Source organism: Clavibacter phaseoli, from assembly GCF_021922925.1.
GTDB classification, from domain to species: Bacteria; Actinomycetota; Actinomycetes; order Actinomycetales; family Microbacteriaceae; genus Clavibacter; species Clavibacter phaseoli.
In genome coordinates this window covers 2,770,224-2,786,790 of sequence record NZ_CP040786.1, presented here as the reverse complement: position 1 = coordinate 2,786,790, position 16,567 = coordinate 2,770,224, and the positions used below count along the sequence as shown (strand labels likewise).

Sequence of the window (16,567 nt, the reverse complement as noted above, 5' to 3'; positions counted from 1 at the left end):
TACGGTAACGTGTACCTGCCCGATGGGGATATAGCTCAGTTGGTTAGAGCGCTTCACTGATAATGAAGAGGTCCCAGGTTCAAATCCTGGTATCCCCACCAACACCCCCGGATCCGCATGATCCGGGGGCATGGCGGGCACCGAGTCGGTCGATCGCAGCGCGATCCGAGGCTCGCCGATCGGGGTCATAGCTCAATTGGTAGAGCGCCTGCTTTGCAAGCAGGAGGTCCGGGGTTCGATTCCCCGTGACTCCACATCCCGCCCGCCCTCGGGCTCCTCTTCGCTCGCCGGCATCCTGTGGTGCCGGATCGCCGCGGATGCACGTCCACCCGCCTTCGGCATCATCCCGACCGTCGCATGACGAAGGCCCGGACACCTGTCGGTGTCCGGGCCTCTGTCAGAGCGAGACGGGGATCAGCTCGCGGGCTGGTCCTTCGTGGTCGCGTCGACGGCCTCGGGCTCGTCGTCGGCGATCCACAGGTCGTCGTCCGCGCGGAACGTCTGGTACAGCGCGTAGCCGACGCCGCCGACCACCACGACGCCGAGCGCGATGAGGGCGACGCCGCCGAAGCCGAGGCCCTTCTTCGCCGGAGCGACCTGCGGGACGTAGCGGCCCACGTAGGAGCGGCCGTTGTCGACGTAGTGCTTGCCGAACTCCTGCGCCTTGGAGGAGACCTTGCCGGCCTTCTTGACCGCGTCCTTGACCTGCTTGCTGTTGCGGATGCCCTCGGTCGCGGCGACAGCGGACCCCGCTGCGCCGGCGACGGCCGGGAGGACCGTGTGCGTGAAGCCCTTGTAGGCGGAGTCGGCCGCGGTGCGGACGCGCTCGGCGCCGGCCTCGTAGCCAGGACGGATGTGGTCGTCGACGCCGCGCTTAACGGCGGGGACGACGTGCTGGTCGGAGAGCTTGCGCGCGGTGTGCGCGGCCTCGGCCACGACGACGTTGGCCCGGTCGAGGACCTCGCGCTGCTCCTTGAGGACGGCGGCCGCGTGGGTGCGGAGCTTCGCCAACTCCTTCTTGTTCTTGCGTGACAGACCCAAGGGGACCTCCATCGGTGTGATTTCGCCAGGATCTTCAGTCTGGCACGGGTGCCTCTGCGGGCAAACACGACGGACCCTGTGCGTCCGCCGAGTCCCAGCTCCGCCGTGAGACCATTGCTCCATGTCTGCGCACACTCACGTCGCCACCATGACGACCAACCACGGCACCATCGTCCTCAACCTCTTCGGGTCGCACGCGCCCCAGACCGTCGAGAACTTCGTCGGCCTCGCCACCGGCGAGAAGGAGTGGACCCACCCCCAGACCGGCAAGAAGTCGACCGACCCGCTCTACGACGGCGTCGTCTTCCACCGCATCATCAAGGACTTCATGCTCCAGGGCGGCGACCCGCTCGGCCAGGGCACCGGCGGCCCGGGCTACCAGTTCGACGACGAGATCAGCCGCGACCTCGACTTCTCGAAGCCCTACATCCTCGCCATGGCGAACGCCGGCACCCAGGGCGGCCGCGGCACGAACGGCTCGCAGTTCTTCATCACCACGGCACCCACCACCTGGCTCCAGGGCAAGCACACGATCTTCGGCGAGGTCGCCGACGACGCGTCCAAGAAGGTCGTCGACGCGCTCAACGCCGTCCCGACCGACGGCCGCGACCGTCCCCGCGAGGACGTCGTGATCGAGAGCGTCACCGTCGAGAAGGTCTGATGACCGACTCACCCCGTACGGCGGCCGACCGCTGCTACCGGCACCCCGACCGGCAGAGCTTCGTGCTGTGCCAGCGATGCGGGCGGACCATCTGCCCCGAGTGCCAGACGCCGGCCGCCGTCGGGGTGATCTGCCCGGAGGACATGAAGGAGCAGCGTCGTACCGCTCCCCGTTCCCGAGCCCCGTTCGTCACGCGGATGACGCGGAGCTCCGCGCCCGTCGTGACGTACGCGATCATGGCTGTCTGCGCCGTGGTATGGATCCTGCAGGTGCTGCCCGTCGTCGGGGACTACGTGACCACGTCGCTGTGGTTCGCACCCGTCTACGGCAGCGTCGCTTCCGGTGACTACGAGCCGTGGCGGATGCTCACGAGCGCGTTCACGCACTCGCCGTCGAGCATCTTCCACATCCTGCTCAACATGCTGTCGGTCTTCGTCTTCGGCCGCGTGCTCGAGCCCATGCTCGGACGCGCCCGCTTCCTCGCCCTGTTCCTGATCTCGGCGCTCGGCGGATCCCTCGGCGTCGAGCTCATCGGCGCCGCCATGGGCGAGCCCCTGCAGGCCGTGGTCGGCGCATCCGGCGCGATCTTCGGGCTCATGGGCGGCTACTTCGTCCTCGCCCGCAAGCTCGGCGGGAACGTCGGCCCGCTCCTCGGCATCATCGTGCTCAACCTGCTGCTCGGCTTCGTCGTGCAGGGCGTCTCCTGGCAGGCCCATGTCGGCGGCCTCGTCACCGGCGCCCTCGTGGCCCTCGTGCTCCTTCGGACGCGGGACGCCCGCCAGCGCGGCGCGCAGATCGGCTCGCTCGTGGGCCTCGCGGCGGCGATCCTGATCGCGGCCGCCGTCTTCCCCGTCACCCTCTGACCGATCCGCACGTGCACGCGCCGTCCTCTCGGGGGCGGCGCGTTCGTCGTACCCGAGGCGATCGATCCGCGTGCGCGATGGGCATGGCGAGGTTATCCACAGGCCACTCCACAGTGGGGATAGTTACACGCGTGTGATTAGCGCCCGACGGGGGAGTGCCCCCGAGGGCGTGGGACGGTGTCGAGCACGACCAGATCGCCACGCACGTGGGCTTCCGCGGGTAACCCGCCGTGCTGGCGGGATCCGGCGGAACGCTCAGCGCGGTTCTCCACATGTGTGGAGGGTTGTGCACAGGACCTCTGTGGACAACGTCGAACCTCGGGGCGGGCACTGCCGGAGATGCAGGAGAGCCCGTCACCAGCGAGTGGTGACGGGCTCTCCTGTCGGCGCTGGGGTCAGCGCCACCTGGTGGTCATCAGGAAGCCGACCAGGATGAGGCCGAATCCGATGAGGATGTTGCCGACGCCGAGGTCCGGGATGGGGAAGGCGTTGAGGCTGACGTAGTACACGATGAGCCACGCGAGGCCGACGAGCATGAAGCCGAACATGATGGGCTTGAACCACACGGGGTTCGGGGCGTCCTCGTCGCGCACGCGTTCCTGGCGGGAGGGTCTCGTCGTCTTGTCGCGGGCCATGCGGCGATTCTAGCCGTACCCTCCTCCACCGGGCCGGGAGGATGCCCCGGCCCACGGCGCGCTCCTGGCGGGCGTCCCCTGCAGGCGCGCCGCCTACAATCGGCACATGAGCGCTCAGGATCCCGCCCCCTCTCGCCGCGCGACGCGGCGCCGCGGCAGGCGGGGGGATGCGCTGCTCGGCACAGTCGGCGTCCTCGGCGAGCTGCTCCTCACGGCCGGCGTGCTGATCATGCTGTTCCTGGGGTGGCAGCTGTGGTTCAACGACATCGTGGTCAGCAGCGGCCAGCGCGACCAGGCCCTGGAGAACAGCCGGAGCTGGGCCACGGCCGCGCCGGACGCGGCGACCACCCCCGACCCGTCCGCGTCGCCCGCGGCGCCGGGGGATCCGGTCATCACCCAGGCGCCCTTCACCGATGCCACGGACTTCGGCAACATCTACATCCCGCGATTCGGGCCCGACTACGTCGTGCCGGTCGCGACGGGGGTCGGCCTCTCGAGCGTGCTCAACCACGGCAAGATCGGCCACTACCGCGAGACGCAGATGCCCGGGCAGGTCGGGAACTTCGCCGTCGCGGCGCACCGCACCACCTACGGCAAGCCCTTCAACCAGATCACCGACCTGCGGGTGGGCGACGCCATCGTGGTCGAGACGCAGGACGGCTGGTACACGTACCGCTTCCGTACACTCGAGTACGTGAAGCCCACCGGAGTCGACGTGCTCGACGAGGTGCCCCAGGCACCGGACGCGCAGCCCGGTGACCGCATCCTCACGATGACGAGCTGCAACCCGCTCTTCTCCGCCGCCGAGCGCGTCATCGCGTACAGCGTCTTCGAGTCCTGGCAGCCCCGCTCCGATGCGTCCACGCCCGCCGCATTGGCCGGCACGTCGTTCGCGAAGGCGGGCTGAGCGTGTACGCGGCCTTCTGGCGCGTCCTCCCCGGGCCGGTGTGGGTTCGGCTGATCATCGTGCTCGTGCTGCTCGCGGCGATCCTCTTCTGCCTCGTCGTCTGGGTCTTCCCCTGGGTCGACTCCATCGTCAACACCCAGGAAGTCACGGTGCATCAGTGACACGCGTCCTCGTCATCGACAACTACGACAGCTTCGTCTACACGCTGAACGGCTACCTGCAGCAGCTGGGCGCCGAGACCGTGGTCATGCGCAACGACGACCACGCCGACTCCGACATGGCCGGGGTCATCTCGGATTACGACGCGGTGCTCGTGTCCCCGGGACCGGGCAAGCCGTCGGAGGCGGGCGTCTCGATCCCCACGGTGACAGCTGCCCTCGCATCCGGCACCCCTTTGCTCGGCGTCTGCCTGGGGCACCAGGCCATCGCGGAGGCGTTCGGCGCCACGGTCACGAACGCCGAGGAGCTCATGCACGGCAAGACCTCGCTGGTCACGCACGACGACGGGGAGTTCTACCTGGGTGTGCCGCAGCCGTTCACGGCCACGCGGTACCACTCGCTGGCCGTCGTCGACGGCACCGTCCCGTCGGACCTGGTGGTCACGTCCCGCACCGAGGGCGGGGTCATCATGGGCCTGCGTCACGAGGCGGCGCCCATCGTCGGCGTGCAGTTCCACCCGGAGTCCGTCCTGACGGAGGGCGGCTACCGCATGCTGGGCAACTGGCTCGAGGGGGCCGGGCTCACCGGAGCGCGCGACACGTCCTCGCGGCTCTCGCCCCTGGTGCGCGTGGCCTGAGCCAGCCGCGTGGCCCGGGCCGTCGGCTCGTCGCGCTCTCGGTCGCGCCCTCCGCCGAGGCCTCCCACCGGCCGGGGGTGAAGGCCGTCCCCGCTACCGTGACCCGGGCGGGAGGCTGCGGATCAGCCCTGCGTGGGAGCCGGGGACGTCGTGCTCGGCGCCGGCGTGCTGCGGACCGTGCCCGTGCAGTAGGTCAGGGCGACCGTCGAGCGCTGGGGGACGTCGCCCGGCGGGACCGACTGCTGGATCACGGGGGATCCGTCGACTCGGCCGCAGGAGGGGTCGCGGCGCGTGGTCACGACCAGGTCGGATGCCTCGAGCAGCTTCTGGGCGTCGGCCAGGGGCTGCCCGAGCACGTCGGGCAGGGAGACCTTGCCGTTGGAGAGGATGAGCTGGACCGCGGAACCCTGGTCGACCTGCTGCGAGGACGCCGGATCCGTCTGCATGACGACCCCGTCGGGCACCGTCGGCGAGGGTTGCCGGACGACCTCGCCCACCTTCAGCCCCGCGGCCTCCAGGGCCGCGGTCGCCGTGCCCTCGTCCATGTTCATGACGTTCGGTACCTGCACCTCCGGCGGACCGGAGGACACGAACACGTCGATCTCGGTCTTGGAGGCGACGTTCTCGCCCGCGTCCGGGTTGGTGCGCAGCACGACGCCCTCCGCGACGGAGGTGCTGGCCTCCTCGCGCTCCAGCGGCACGAGGTCGGCCTCCTCGAGCGCGGCGGCCGCGCTGGAGTAGGTGGATCCCGTGACGTCCGGGACGGTGGGGCTGATGTCCGGCGGTCCGATGCTGCTCAGGTTCGTGACCCAGATGACCACGGCGATGAGGATCACGACGACGACGGTGACGCCCGCCCAGATCCACGGCACCGGCGGACGGCTCTGCGTGCGCACCGTGCGGTCGTCGTCGACGCCGAGCTGGCGGAGCGCCTGCTGGGAGGAGGTGGGGCCGGCCGGAGCGCCGAAGAGGGTGGCGCCGACGTCGTTGGTCGGCGCCTCGCGGGGCGCGAGCGTGCCCGCGGCGGCGCGATCGAGGTCGGTGCGGAAGTCGCCGGCCGTCTGGAAGCGGGCGTAGCGGTCCTTCGCCATGGCGTGCAGCACGACCTGGTCGAGCTGGGGGGAGACCGCCTCCTGGACGGAGCTCGGGGCGACCGGGGTCTCGCTGACGTGCTGGTACGCGACGGCGACGGCGGTGTCGGCGCGGAACGGCGCCTGGCCCGTGAGCATCTCGAAGAGGACGACGCCGGCCGAGTAGAGGTCGGTGCGCGCGTCGACGGACTCGCCCTTGGCCTGCTCGGGGGAGAAGTAGCGGGCGGTGCCGAGGATGGCGGTGGTCTGCGCGATGGTAGCCGAGGTGTCGGACACGGCGCGGGCGATGCCGAAGTCCATGACCTTCACCTGGCCGGTGGGCGTGACCATGATGTTGCCCGGCTTGATGTCGCGGTGGACGACGCCGGCGCGGTGCGAGTACTCGAGGGCCGTGAGGACCTGGCCCATGATGCGGACCGCCTCGTCGGGGTCGACCGGCCCGTCGGTGATCACGTCCTTCAGGAGGCGACCCTCGACCCGCTCCATGACGATGAAGGGGACCGTGTGCGACGCGCCGTCCTGGTCCGTGACGACGTCCTCGCCGGCGTCGAACACCCGCACGATGGTGGGGTGCGACATGCGCGCGGCCGCCTGGGCCTCCTGGCGGAAGCGGCTGCGGAAGGACGGATCCTCGGCGAGGCCACGGCGGAGGACCTTGACGGCGACGCGACGACCGAGGCGGGAGTCGACGCCCTCGAAGACGTCGGCCATGCCCCCGCGACCCAGCAGCGCCCCGACCTCGTAGCGGCCGCCCAGCACACGGGTGTCGGTCACGGACTGCCTCTCGTCGGGATCGGGATTCGGACGGGGACGAGCTTACCGGGGGTCGGCTGGGGATCCGGGCGGCTCCGCGAGGCGTGGACGGGGGCGGGCGACGCGTCCTCGTCCGCCCCCTCGGAAGGCTCCGGTCAGGGGTTCCGGCGGGAGCTGGAGACGAGCGAGCGCTCGTCGGCGCGGCCCGGCGCGGGGGTCGGCGCCATGCCGGTCGTGCCGCCGCCGGCTCCTCCGCCCGTGCCCGTGTCCCCGCCGGTGCCGCCGCCGGTGCCGGCTCCGCCGGGAGCGGCCTCGACGGTGACGGTGACCGTGCTGCTGTAGGGCGACTCGTTGGTGCCGCAGATGGCCAGGTACTTGACGGTGAACGTGCCCGGGTTCGTGCCCGCCTTGATCTCGCCCGACGTGGTCTGCGCGTTCGTCGGGTTCGTGCTGCCGCTCCAGGTTCCGGTGGCGCCCTGCGAGACGGTATCCGTCTGGATCTGGTACCCGTTCAGCGTCTGGCCGGCGGGGCAGGAGTACGCGGGCCAGGAGATGTCGACCGACTGGCCGACGCGGACGCTCGTGGGGTCGACGGTGGGCGTGCCCGGCGCCGTCGTGGGCAGGGTGGGCGCCCCGAAGGCCGTGATCTGGATGGTGGCGCCCTTGGCGACGCTGCCGGTCGGGGTGATGGCCGTGACGTTGCCCTCCTCCTCGCCGGACGGCGCGGCGCTGCCCGTGATGACGGTGACCTTGAGGCCGAGGGCGGTGAGCTCCTCCGTGACCGTCTTCTGGTCGCGGCCGAGGTAGTCGTCGCGGTTGACGTCCACGGTGCTGGCGGTGGGCGACGGGGTGGGGGACGGGGACGGCGACGCGCTCGGAGAGGGGGACGCGCTCGTCTCGGTGGGTGCCGGTGCGGCGTCGTCGTTGCGCTGGCCCGCCGTGAGGGCGATGACGCCCGCCACGATGGCGCCGACCACCAGGAGCGCGACGACGACGAAGATCCAGATGGCGCGCTTGCGGGCGCGCGGCTCCTCGGGCTCGTCGTCGTCCGCGCCGTCGAGCAGGAAGGGATCCGCCGCGCCGGCGCGCGGCGCGGCGGAGGCGAGGACCGTGGTCGCGCCCGTGTCGGCGGCGCGGCGGCCGGACGGCATGAGCTGGGTGGCCTGCGTGGGCGCGGGATCCGCCAGCGCGGCGGCACCGGCGACGGCCGCGACCGCGATGGTTGCGGTGGCGACGTCGCCACGGCGGAGCGCCTGCGCGGCGCGCGCGAGGTGCGCGGCGCTCTGCGGACGGTCGGCCGGCTTCTTCGCGATGCACGACATGACGAGGTTGCGCACGGGCTCGGCGACCGTGACGGGGAGCTCGGGCGGCTGCTCGTTGATCTGGGCCATGGCGATGGCGACCTGCGACTCGCCCGTGAAGGGGCGACGGCCCGCCAGGCATTCGTACGCCACGATGCCCATCGAGTAGACGTCGGTGGAGGGCGACGCGGGGTGGCCGCTCGCCTGCTCGGGCGAGAGGTACTGCACGGTGCCCATCACCTGGCCGGTGGCGGTGAGCGGCACCTGGTCGGCGATGCGCGCGATGCCGAAGTCGGTGATCTTCACGCGGCCGTCGGGCGTGATGAGCAGGTTGCCGGGCTTGATGTCGCGGTGGACGAGCCCGGCCTGGTGCGCGGCGTGGAGGGCCAGCGCGGTCTGGGCGATGATGTCGAGCACCTTGTCGGTGGACAGCACGCGCTCGCGCTCGAGGATGGTGGAGAGCGCCTCGCCGGGCACGAGCTCCATCACGAGGAAGGCGCTGCCGTCCTCCTCGCCGTAGTCGAAGACGTTGGCAATGCCCTCGTGGTTGACGAGCGCGGCGTGGCGGGCCTCGGCGCGGAAGCGCTCCAGGAATCCGGGGTCGCCGAGGTACTCGTCCTTGAGGATCTTGATGGCGACCTTGCGTCCGATGACGAGGTCGGTGGCCTCCCACACCTCGCCCATGCCGCCGATGGCGATGCGATCGCCCAGCTGGTAACGCCCTCCGAAGGTCAGTCCGCTCGTGGGTCTCATCTGTCCAGCACCGCCTCAATCACTTTCTTCGCCACGGGGGCGGCGAGGGTGTTCCCCGAGCCCGATCGTCCTCGTCCGCCGCCGTCCTCGACCAGGACCGCGACCGCCACCTTCGGCGACTCCGCCGGCGCGAAGCCGGTGAACCACAGCGTGTACGGGTCGTCGGCGCCGTTCTGGGCGGTGCCCGTCTTCCCGGCCACGTCGACGCCACTGATTCTCGCATTCGACGCGACGCCGCTCTGGACGTCGTCGATCATCATCCGGGTCATGGTGTCGGCGGTCTCCTTCGAGATCGGGTCGGCGAAGCGGCTGGCCGAGAAGCCGGAGAGCTCGCTCAGGTCGGGGTTGAGCACGCTGTCGACGACGGTCGGCTTCATGACCTCGCCGCCGTTCGCGATGCCGGCCGTGACCATGGCGGTCTGCAGCGGCGTGGCGCGCACGTCGAGCTGCCCGAACGCGGACTGGGCGGTCTGGGCGTCGTCGAGGTCGGGGGAGAAGACGCTCTTGGCGCTGGCCATGGGGACGTCGATCGACTTCCCGTAGCCGAAGGCGTCGGCCATCGCCGCGATCCGCTCGGAGCCGAGCGCGATGCCCAGCTGCGCGAACGGGATGTTGCAGCTGAGGCGCAGCGCGGTCGCGATGGACACCTCGGGCTCGGAGCCGCACGCGCCCTCGCCGGCGTTGGTGATGACCGTGCCCGTGCCGGGCAGCGTGAAGGTCGCGGGGTTCGGCAGCAGGGAGTCGGGCGTGTACTGGCCCGACTCGATGGCGGCGGCCGCGGTGATGAGCTTGAACGTGGATCCGGGCGGGTTGAGGCTGTTGACCGCGCGGTTGATGAGCGGGTTCGACGGGTCGGCGAGGAGCGACGAGTAGCTCTGCTGCACGGCCTCGCGGTCGTGCGACGCCAGCGCGTTGGGGTCGTAGCCGGGCTTGGAGACCATCGCGAGGATGCGGCCGGTGGACGGCTCGATCGCGACCACGGAGCCCTGCAGGGACCCGAGCGCGTCGTACGCCGCCTGCTGCACCGCCGGGTCGATCGTCAGCTCGACCGACGCGCCCTTCGGGTCCTGCCCGGTGAAGGTGCGCGTGAGGCTGTCGAAGAACTGCGTCCCGCTCGTGCCGCTCAGGACGTCGTTCATGGAGTCCTCGAGGCCCGTGGATCCCTGGCCGAGCGTGTAGTAGCCGGTGACCGCGCTGTAGAGGTCGGGCTGCGCGTAGGTGCGGAGGAACTTGTAGCGGTCGTCGACCGGGACGGAGGAGGCGATGGGCGTGCCGTCGACGAGGATCGAGCCGCGCTCGGCCGAGTAGCTCGCGATGATGGTGCGGCTGTTGCGCGGATCCGCCTGCAGCGTGGGCGCCTGGATGACCTGGATGACCGATGCCGCGACGAACAGGGCCACGAACATGGCCAGGACGAACACGGAGACGCGCTTCAGCTCGCGGTTCACGACTCGACCACCAATCGGGGCTGGTTGCGGACGGTGTCGGAGAGGCGGAGGAGCAGGGCCGCGATGATCCAGTTGGCCAGCAGCGAGGATCCGCCCGCCGCCATGAACGGCGTCGTGAGGCCCGTGAGCGGGATGACGCGCGTGACGCCGCCGATGACGATGAAGACCTGCAGCGCGATGACGAACGACAGACCGATGCCGAGGAGCTTGCCGAAGTCGTCCTGCCCGGCGAAGCCGATGCGGAAGCCGCGCGAGACGAGGAGCAGGTAGAGCGCGAGGATCGCGAAGACGCCCGTGAGGCCGAGCTCCTCGCCGAGGCTCGCGAGGATGAAGTCGCTGTTGGCGAGCGGCGTGAGGTTGGGCATGCCGCTGCCGAGCCCCCGACCGAACAGGCCGCCGTCGGCCATGCCGAACAGGCCCGTGACGAGCTGGTAGCTGCCGCCCTGCGCGTCGTACACGGCCGGGTCGAACGGCTTCAGCCACGCGTCGACGCGGCCGCCGACGTAGCCGAGGGTGCTCGCGCCGTACGCGCCGCCGAGGAACAGGACGAGGCCGAGCACGACCCAGCCGATGCGGCCCGTGCTCACGTAGGTCATGACGATGAAGAGGCCGAAGTAGAGGAGCGACGTGCCGAGGTCGCGCTGGAAGACGAGCACGCTCATCGAGACCGCCCACACCAGGAGGATCGGGCCGAGGTCGCGGACGCGCGGGAAGCGCATCCCGAGCACCTTCACGCCCACCATGGAGAGGCTGTCGCGCGCGGTGACGAGGTAGCCCGCGAAGAAGACCGCGAGGCAGATCTTCGCGATCTCGCCGGGCTGGAACGAGAAGCCGCCGATGTGGATCCAGACGCGCGCGCCGTTGATGTTCTGGCCGATGACGGGGAGCATCGGCAGGAGCAGCAGGATGAGGCCGACGAACATGGCGATGTAGCGGTAGCGCTGCAGCACGCGGTGGTTCTTCAGCAGCACGATGACCGCGAGCGCGCACACGATGGCGAGGCCCGACCAGACGATCTGCCGGACGGCCACGCTGTCCCAGCCGGAGTACCCGCCGGCGAGGTCGAGGCGGTAGATGGCGGCGATCCCCAGGCCGTTGAGCACGGTGGCGATGGGGAGGATGAACGGATCCGCGTCGGGCGCGAGCCACCGCAGCGCCACGTGCATGCCGAGCACCAGGACCGCGAGGCCGGTGGCGGGGAGGAAGAAGCTCCGGTCGAACGCGCCGAGCGCGCCGAGCTGCACGAGGTACAGGGCACCGCCGTTGATGACGGAGGCCAGCACGACGAGCGCGAGCTCGAGGTCGCGGAGCCGGCGGGGCACGCGGATCCGCGGCACCTTGGGCGCGCGCTCGCGGCCGCGCGCGGGGGCGGCCGTCACGCCGGCGCTAGCCACGCGCGGCCTCCTGCAGCCGGTTGACGATCTCCTGGGCACCCGCGAGCGAGTCGGCGTTGATGGTCTGCTCCACCTGCTGCCGGTAGAAGGGCTGGAGGTCGTCGACCCGCACCTCGGTGCGCGCGTAGACGTGCGAGAGCTCGATCGGGCCGATGGTCTGCTGCACGCCGTTGTAGACCGCGACCGTGCCCTCGGACTCGCCCACGTAGTAGCGCGACTGGGTCCAGCGGTAGCCGAGGAAGCACGCGAGCACGAGGCCCGCGAGGATCAGCGCGACGCCGACCAGCCAGGTGACGCGGCGGCGGAGGGCGCGACGTTTGTCCTCGGCGATGAGGGCCTCGAGGTACTGGTCCGACTCCGGCTCGAACTGCGCGTCGCGCGCGGCCGTCGTGGCGCGCAGCGGGTGCAGCAGGAGCGAGGGGATGCGGACGGCGCGCTTCGCGGGCTCGTCGCCGAACGCGAGGGGCTGCGACGCGGATCCGACCAGCACCGGCTCCGGCTCGGGCCGGGAGGCGGCGGTGGCGTCGTCCTCGTCGAGCACGTCGACCACCACGACCGTGACGTTGTCGGGGGCGCCGTGGTCGAGCGACTCCTTCACGAGGGCGTCGGCGACGGTGTCGGGCGTGCCCGCGGTCGCGAGGATCTCGGTGATCCGCTCCTCGGACACGTAGCTGCTGAGGCCGTCCGAGCAGAGCAGCCAGCGGTCGCCCGTGTGCGTGTCGAGCACCTGCGTGTCGACCTCGGGCGCGGCGTCGACGTCGCCGAGCACGCGCATCAGCACGGAGCGGCGCGGGTGGACGAGCGCCTCCTCCGGGGTGATGCGGCCGCTGTCGACGAGGCGCTGCACGAAGGTGTGGTCGGCGGAGATCTGGCTGAGCTCCCCGCGGCGGAAGAGGTAGATGCGCGAGTCGCCGATGTGGGCGATGGCGACGTGGCGGTCGACGCGGGCGAGCGCGCTGACGGTGGTGCCCATCCCGGTGAGCTCGGAGTGCTCGAACACGGTCTCGGCGAGGAGCTGGTTGGCGGCGACGAGGCCGGCCTGGAGCGCGAACTCGGCGTCGTGGGCGGAGGCGTACGGCTTGTCGGCCTCGACGATACGGGTGAGGGCGACCGCGGAGGCGACGTCGCCGCCCGCGTGCCCGCCCATGCCGTCGGCGACGACGAAGAGGTTCCGCCCCGCGTAGCCCGAGTCCTGGTTGTTCGACCGGACCTTGCCCACGTGGGAGACGGCAGCGGCCTGCGTCACTGTCGCCACGCCGCTACCGCCTGAGCTCGAAGCTGGTCGCGCCGATGCGGATCGGCGTGTCGAGCGGCACCTGCGTCGGCACGCTCACGCGCTTGCCGTCGAGGAAGGTGCCGTTGGTCGAGTCGAGGTCCTGGATCATCCACTCGTCGTTCCAGAGCAGCAGGCGCGCGTGGTGGGTGGACGTGTAGTCGTCGCGGATCATGAGGCCCGACTCGCTCGAGCGCCCGATCGTGAGCGGCTCGGTGCCGAGCGGTATCTCGGTGCCGGCCTTGGCGCCCGACGTGATGACGAGGTGCCGCGCGGTGGACGTGGTGGCCTTCGCGCGGGACGGGACGGCGCCCGAGTTGGCTCCGGACGGCATCGTCGAGATGGGCGGCGGCTGCACGTTCGGCTGCGGGGACCTGGGCGGAGCCGCCGCCGACGCGGAGTAGGGGGACTGCGGGAACGGGGATCCACCGGCCGAGCCCGTCTCCTCGCGCAGCTTCCGCACGCGCTGGCCGAAGAGGTCGGAGCGCAGCGCGTAGACGATGCCGAAGATGAACAGCCACAGCACCGCGAGGAACGCGAGGCGGAGGACGAGGAGGGTCAGCTCGGTCACGACGCTCCCCAGAACCCGTCGTCGTGGCGCGGGCTCCGGGCGTCGCGCCCGCCGCGCTCCTCGGTGGCGTGCGGCACGACGCGGAAGGTGATGGTGGTGCGGCCGATGCGGATGACGGACTCGGGCGGGAGCGGCGCCTTGGTGACGGGCGCCCCGTTCAACTCGGAGCCGTTCGTGGAGCCGAGGTCGCGGACCTGGGCGCGGGATCCGTCCCACGCGATCTCGACGTGGCGGCGGGACGTGCCCGGGTCGTCGACCGTGATGTCGGCGTCGCTGCCGCGGCCGATGACCGTGCGGCCGACCGCGAGCGGGTGGCGGGTGCCCGCGACGTCGACCACGGGCATCCACGTGACGCTGCCCTCGACCGTGCGGCTGTCGATCTCGAGCACGCCCTCGGACAGCTGGTCGTCGCGGCGGAACCCGACCTGCACGACGCCGGCGAACTGGTAGCCCTGCGTGGACGCGTGGCGCTCGACGGCCTGGCGCAGCTCGTCGGTGAGCGTGGACCCGATGGACTCCATGCGCTCGTGGTCGGCGCGGGAGACGCGGAGGGTGAAGGAGTTGGGGACGAGGATGAGGTCGCGGTCGACGATGGCGGCGTGCGTGTCGAGCTCGCGGCGCAGCTGCGCGACGATCTCCACGGGCTGCAGGCCGGACTTGAAGGTCTTCACGAAGGCGCCGTTGACGGCGCGCTCGAGGCCCTTCTCGAAGTTGTCCAGGATTCCCACGTGTGATCCGTCCTCGCGCGGTCCTTCCGCGGATGAATAGTGCGATGTTAGCCAACTCGCGGGGCGGCGCCCTGGACACGGCCCCGGCGGCGGGTGCGGATCGCCCGCGGGGAGGCGCCGATGCGGGCCCCCGCGGCGCGGGATCGGCTCCGCGGCGTGATAATGTCGTCCGGTTGGCGCGAGTGGCGGAATTGGTAGACGCGCACGGTTCAGGTCCGTGTGTCCGTGAGGACGTGGGGGTTCAAGTCCCCCCTCGCGCACCAGCAGAGCAGAAGGCCCCCGGATGATCCGGGGGCCTTCTCGCATGTCCGGGTGGCGCGGCCCGCCGCTCGGCGCGCGGTTCAGCGGCCGGCCGCCGAGGAGGGGACCGTGGCCGGCTCGGCGCCGGCCGTGGGCTCCGGGCCGGGCCATGTGGTCCACGCGATCGCCCAGATCGTGCAGATGCCGAGGAGCACCGTGAGGCGGGCGATCCAGTCCTCGAGCGCCTGGGTGCGCGCGGCGTCGCCGACGGACGCGATGGCGGCGAGGAGCAGGGCGCAGGCGATCGCGTAGGCGACGACCGTGAGGACCCAGAGCCGCCACTCGTGGCGCACCCTGGCGCGGCCGGACCGGGGCGGGCGCACGGGCGCGGGGCCGCCGGCGAACCGGTGGGCGAAGCGCACGTCGAGCCAGCGCACCATCGAGTGGCCGAACGCAACGGATCCTCCGAGGTAGGCGGCGGCGAGGCCGTGGGTCCAGTCCGCGGTGGCCCCGCCGCGGAGGTCGATGGTCACGGCGACGAGGAGCACGAGATCCACGAGGGGCACGCACGCGAGCAGCACGGCGCCGATGCGCGGGCGGCGGAGGGCGTAGCGGACGGCGAGGCCGGCGGCGAGCACGGCCCAGAAGCCGATCTCGCAGGCGATGATGACGGCGACGATCATGCGGCGACCCCCCGACGCTCGGCTGGTCTCCACGGTATCTATTGGCCGGCCGGAGCCCGCGCCCCAGATGAGGGGCGCCGGACAGGCCGGCCGGCGCCGCGGCTCAGCCCTGCCGCGCCTTGTTCCGCGGGTTCTGCTTGTTGATGACGAAGACGCGGCCGCGGCGGCGCACGACCTGCGCGCCGGGCAGCTTCTTCAGGGCCTTGATCGAGTTGCGCACCTTCATGGGGATGGTCCTTTCGTGAGAACAGTTCTCAATAGACTAGGCCCATGCCCGCTCGCGACCACCTGCCCCTGCCCGCGTACCCGCAGCCGCCGTCGGGCGTCGTCCTCGTGGTGGGCGGGGGATCCGGTCTCCGCGCCGTGCTGCGCGACGCCGTCGACGACGTGGCGGCGAGCGTGCTCGTGGTGCCGCCCGAGGAGGCGGATCCGGTCGAGCCCATCGCGCGGTTCCTCGACGAGCTCGCGGCGCGCGGGCCGGGCGCCGAGGCCGTGGTGGGGATCCCCGCGACCGCCGACGCGCGCGCGACCGGGATGCAGCTCGACCTGCTGCTGCGCCGCGAGCACGAGCTGCAGCGCGCCTTCGGCGGGACGGGATCCGGCTTCGGGCTCCGCCACGTCGTCTCGGTGGTGGCCGCCGACCGGCTGCACGCGATCGCCTTCGGGCGCGTGGAGGACGCCTTCGACGAGGCCGAGACGCTGGCCGACCTCGTCGAGTACGCGACCGTGGTGGTGCTGACCGGGATGGCGCGCGTGCCGCTCGAGTCGCGCGGCACGCTGCTCGCGCTCGTGCGCCGGCTCGCGCCGCGCGCGGCCGTGCTCGACGCCCGCCGGCCCCTCGCGCTCGACCGGCTGCCGCGCTGGGGCGACGTGGCGGGCCTCGCGGCCTCGGCCGGGTGGATGCGCGAGCTCACGGCGGCCGGCGTCGCGTCACGGCCCGCGGACGTCGACCGGCTGGACGGGCCGGTGGGATCCGTCGTCGTGGGCGATCCGCGGCCGCTGCACCCCGAGCGGCTCGCGCGGGTCGTGGAGGAGGAGCTGCGGCCCGACCGCGCGGGGCTCGTGCTGCGCTCCAAGGGGTTCGTGTCGCTCGCGTCGCGGCCCGGCGAGGTGGGCGGGTGGTCGAGCGTGGGATCCATGCTGACGCTGCAGCCGACCGGGATCGACCCGTGGGAGGAGGGCGCTCCGCACGGCACGGAGATCGTCTTCTTCGGCGTGGGGCTCCGGCCGGCCGTGCTGCGGCGGGCGATCGGGCGGGCCGTGCTGACGGGCGCGGAGCTCGCGGCGGGGCCGGCGGCGTGGGCCGGGTACGCGGATCCGTTCCCCCGGGTGGACGCGGACTGACGGGTCAGGGCGGCGGGCGGCGGGCCGGCGTCAGGCCGGCGCGCGCGCGGCGCGCCCGGCGGCCGGGGAGGGTGACGGTCCGCCG

At 71.8% G+C, this 16,567-nt stretch carries 17 protein-coding genes and 3 tRNA genes; 9 read left to right on the top strand and 11 right to left on the bottom strand.

Annotated elements, in window-relative coordinates:
• Positions 1-24 precede the first annotated feature (24 nt).
• Both FGI33_RS13180 and FGI33_RS13175 read left to right on the top strand, forming a co-directional pair.
• Positions 25-101, top strand: a tRNA-Ile gene (locus tag FGI33_RS13180).
• Positions 102-181: 80 nt separating this feature from the next.
• Positions 182-254 (top strand) — tRNA-Ala (locus FGI33_RS13175).
• Between the two features lie 160 nt (positions 255-414).
• On the opposite strand, the gene FGI33_RS13170 is transcribed toward FGI33_RS13175, so the two are convergent.
• Positions 415-1,041, bottom strand: a complete 627-nt coding sequence (locus FGI33_RS13170; protein WP_228503616.1) for a hypothetical protein — start codon at positions 1,039-1,041, stop codon at positions 415-417.
• 121 nt (positions 1,042-1,162) lie between these two features.
• Between FGI33_RS13170 and FGI33_RS13165 the strand changes: the two genes are divergently transcribed.
• Together FGI33_RS13165 and FGI33_RS13160 are read left to right on the top strand one after the other, a co-directional pair.
• The gene (locus tag FGI33_RS13165; protein WP_015488823.1) at positions 1,163-1,702 is read left to right on the top strand and encodes a peptidylprolyl isomerase; all 540 of its coding nucleotides are present in this window, start codon (positions 1,163-1,165) and stop codon (positions 1,700-1,702) included.
• Positions 1,702-2,565, top strand: a complete 864-nt coding sequence (locus FGI33_RS13160) for a rhomboid family intramembrane serine protease (RefSeq protein ID WP_119433773.1) — start codon at positions 1,702-1,704, stop codon at positions 2,563-2,565. Before FGI33_RS13165 ends, FGI33_RS13160 begins: the two co-directional genes overlap by 1 nt.
• 395 nt (positions 2,566-2,960) lie before the next feature.
• On the opposite strand, the gene FGI33_RS13155 is transcribed toward FGI33_RS13160, so the two are convergent.
• Complete coding sequence (locus FGI33_RS13155) at positions 2,961-3,200, bottom strand: cell division protein CrgA (protein WP_015488825.1); 240 nt, start codon at positions 3,198-3,200, stop codon at positions 2,961-2,963.
• A 106-nt stretch (positions 3,201-3,306) separates the two neighbouring features.
• Here FGI33_RS13155 and FGI33_RS13150 point away from each other — a divergent pair, with 106 nt between their 5' ends.
• Genes FGI33_RS13150 through FGI33_RS13140 form a run of 3 tightly spaced genes read left to right on the top strand, consistent with a single transcriptional unit; the run spans position 3,307 to position 4,903 of the window.
• Complete coding sequence (locus tag FGI33_RS13150) at positions 3,307-4,107, top strand: class E sortase (RefSeq protein WP_119433774.1); 801 nt, start codon at positions 3,307-3,309, stop codon at positions 4,105-4,107.
• Positions 4,108-4,109: 2 nt separating this feature from the next.
• Positions 4,110-4,268, top strand: coding sequence for a hypothetical protein (locus tag FGI33_RS13145; RefSeq protein ID WP_182623251.1), 159 nt, complete (start codon positions 4,110-4,112; stop codon positions 4,266-4,268).
• Entirely contained in the window at positions 4,265-4,903 is a 639-nt protein-coding gene (locus FGI33_RS13140) for an anthranilate synthase component II (RefSeq protein ID WP_119433775.1), read from the top strand. Before FGI33_RS13145 ends, FGI33_RS13140 begins: the two co-directional genes overlap by 4 nt.
• A 122-nt stretch (positions 4,904-5,025) precedes the next feature.
• Here FGI33_RS13140 and pknB read toward each other — a convergent pair whose 3' ends face one another.
• The 7 genes from pknB to FGI33_RS13105 form a co-directional block, all read right to left on the bottom strand.
• A complete protein-coding gene (pknB, locus tag FGI33_RS13135; protein ID WP_119433776.1) occupies positions 5,026-6,768 on the bottom strand; it encodes a Stk1 family PASTA domain-containing Ser/Thr kinase in 1,743 nt (580 codons plus the stop codon).
• A 134-nt stretch (positions 6,769-6,902) separates the two neighbouring features.
• Positions 6,903-8,801, bottom strand: a complete 1,899-nt coding sequence (locus tag FGI33_RS13130; protein WP_237582008.1) for a protein kinase domain-containing protein — start codon at positions 8,799-8,801, stop codon at positions 6,903-6,905.
• A complete protein-coding gene (locus tag FGI33_RS13125) occupies positions 8,798-10,249 on the bottom strand; it encodes a peptidoglycan D,D-transpeptidase FtsI family protein (RefSeq protein WP_119434558.1) in 1,452 nt (483 codons plus the stop codon). The genes FGI33_RS13130 and FGI33_RS13125 overlap by 4 nt, the downstream gene beginning before the upstream one ends.
• Positions 10,246-11,643 (bottom strand): FtsW/RodA/SpoVE family cell cycle protein, encoded by a 1,398-nt coding sequence (locus tag FGI33_RS13120; RefSeq protein WP_119434557.1) that lies wholly within the window; start codon positions 11,641-11,643, stop codon positions 10,246-10,248. Before FGI33_RS13120 ends, FGI33_RS13125 begins: the two co-directional genes overlap by 4 nt.
• The gene (locus tag FGI33_RS13115) at positions 11,636-12,898 is read right to left on the bottom strand and encodes a PP2C family protein-serine/threonine phosphatase (RefSeq protein ID WP_119434556.1); all 1,263 of its coding nucleotides are present in this window, start codon (positions 12,896-12,898) and stop codon (positions 11,636-11,638) included. The genes FGI33_RS13120 and FGI33_RS13115 overlap by 8 nt, the downstream gene beginning before the upstream one ends.
• Positions 12,899-12,902: 4 nt before the next feature.
• Complete coding sequence (locus FGI33_RS13110) at positions 12,903-13,487, bottom strand: FHA domain-containing protein FhaB/FipA (RefSeq protein WP_119402840.1); 585 nt, start codon at positions 13,485-13,487, stop codon at positions 12,903-12,905.
• Positions 13,484-14,215 (bottom strand): FhaA domain-containing protein, encoded by a 732-nt coding sequence (locus tag FGI33_RS13105; RefSeq protein ID WP_119434555.1) that lies wholly within the window; start codon positions 14,213-14,215, stop codon positions 13,484-13,486. Before FGI33_RS13105 ends, FGI33_RS13110 begins: the two co-directional genes overlap by 4 nt.
• Positions 14,216-14,391: 176 nt before the next feature.
• On the opposite strand from FGI33_RS13105, the gene FGI33_RS13100 reads away from it, so the two are divergent.
• A tRNA-Leu gene (locus tag FGI33_RS13100) sits at positions 14,392-14,478 on the top strand.
• A 78-nt stretch (positions 14,479-14,556) separates the two neighbouring features.
• Here the strand turns inward: FGI33_RS13100 and FGI33_RS13095 are convergent.
• A complete protein-coding gene (locus tag FGI33_RS13095; RefSeq protein WP_237582007.1) occupies positions 14,557-15,138 on the bottom strand; it encodes a hypothetical protein in 582 nt (193 codons plus the stop codon).
• Between the two features lie 103 nt (positions 15,139-15,241).
• Positions 15,242-15,364: a type B 50S ribosomal protein L36 gene (gene ykgO, locus FGI33_RS13090; RefSeq protein ID WP_011931244.1), complete on the bottom strand. Its 123-nt coding sequence runs from the start codon at positions 15,362-15,364 to the stop codon at positions 15,242-15,244.
• A gap of 44 nt (positions 15,365-15,408) precedes the next feature.
• Between ykgO and FGI33_RS13085 the strand changes: the two genes are divergently transcribed.
• A complete protein-coding gene (locus tag FGI33_RS13085; RefSeq protein WP_237582006.1) occupies positions 15,409-16,482 on the top strand; it encodes a GTP-binding protein in 1,074 nt (357 codons plus the stop codon).
• The last annotated feature ends 85 nt before the right edge of the window (positions 16,483-16,567 follow it).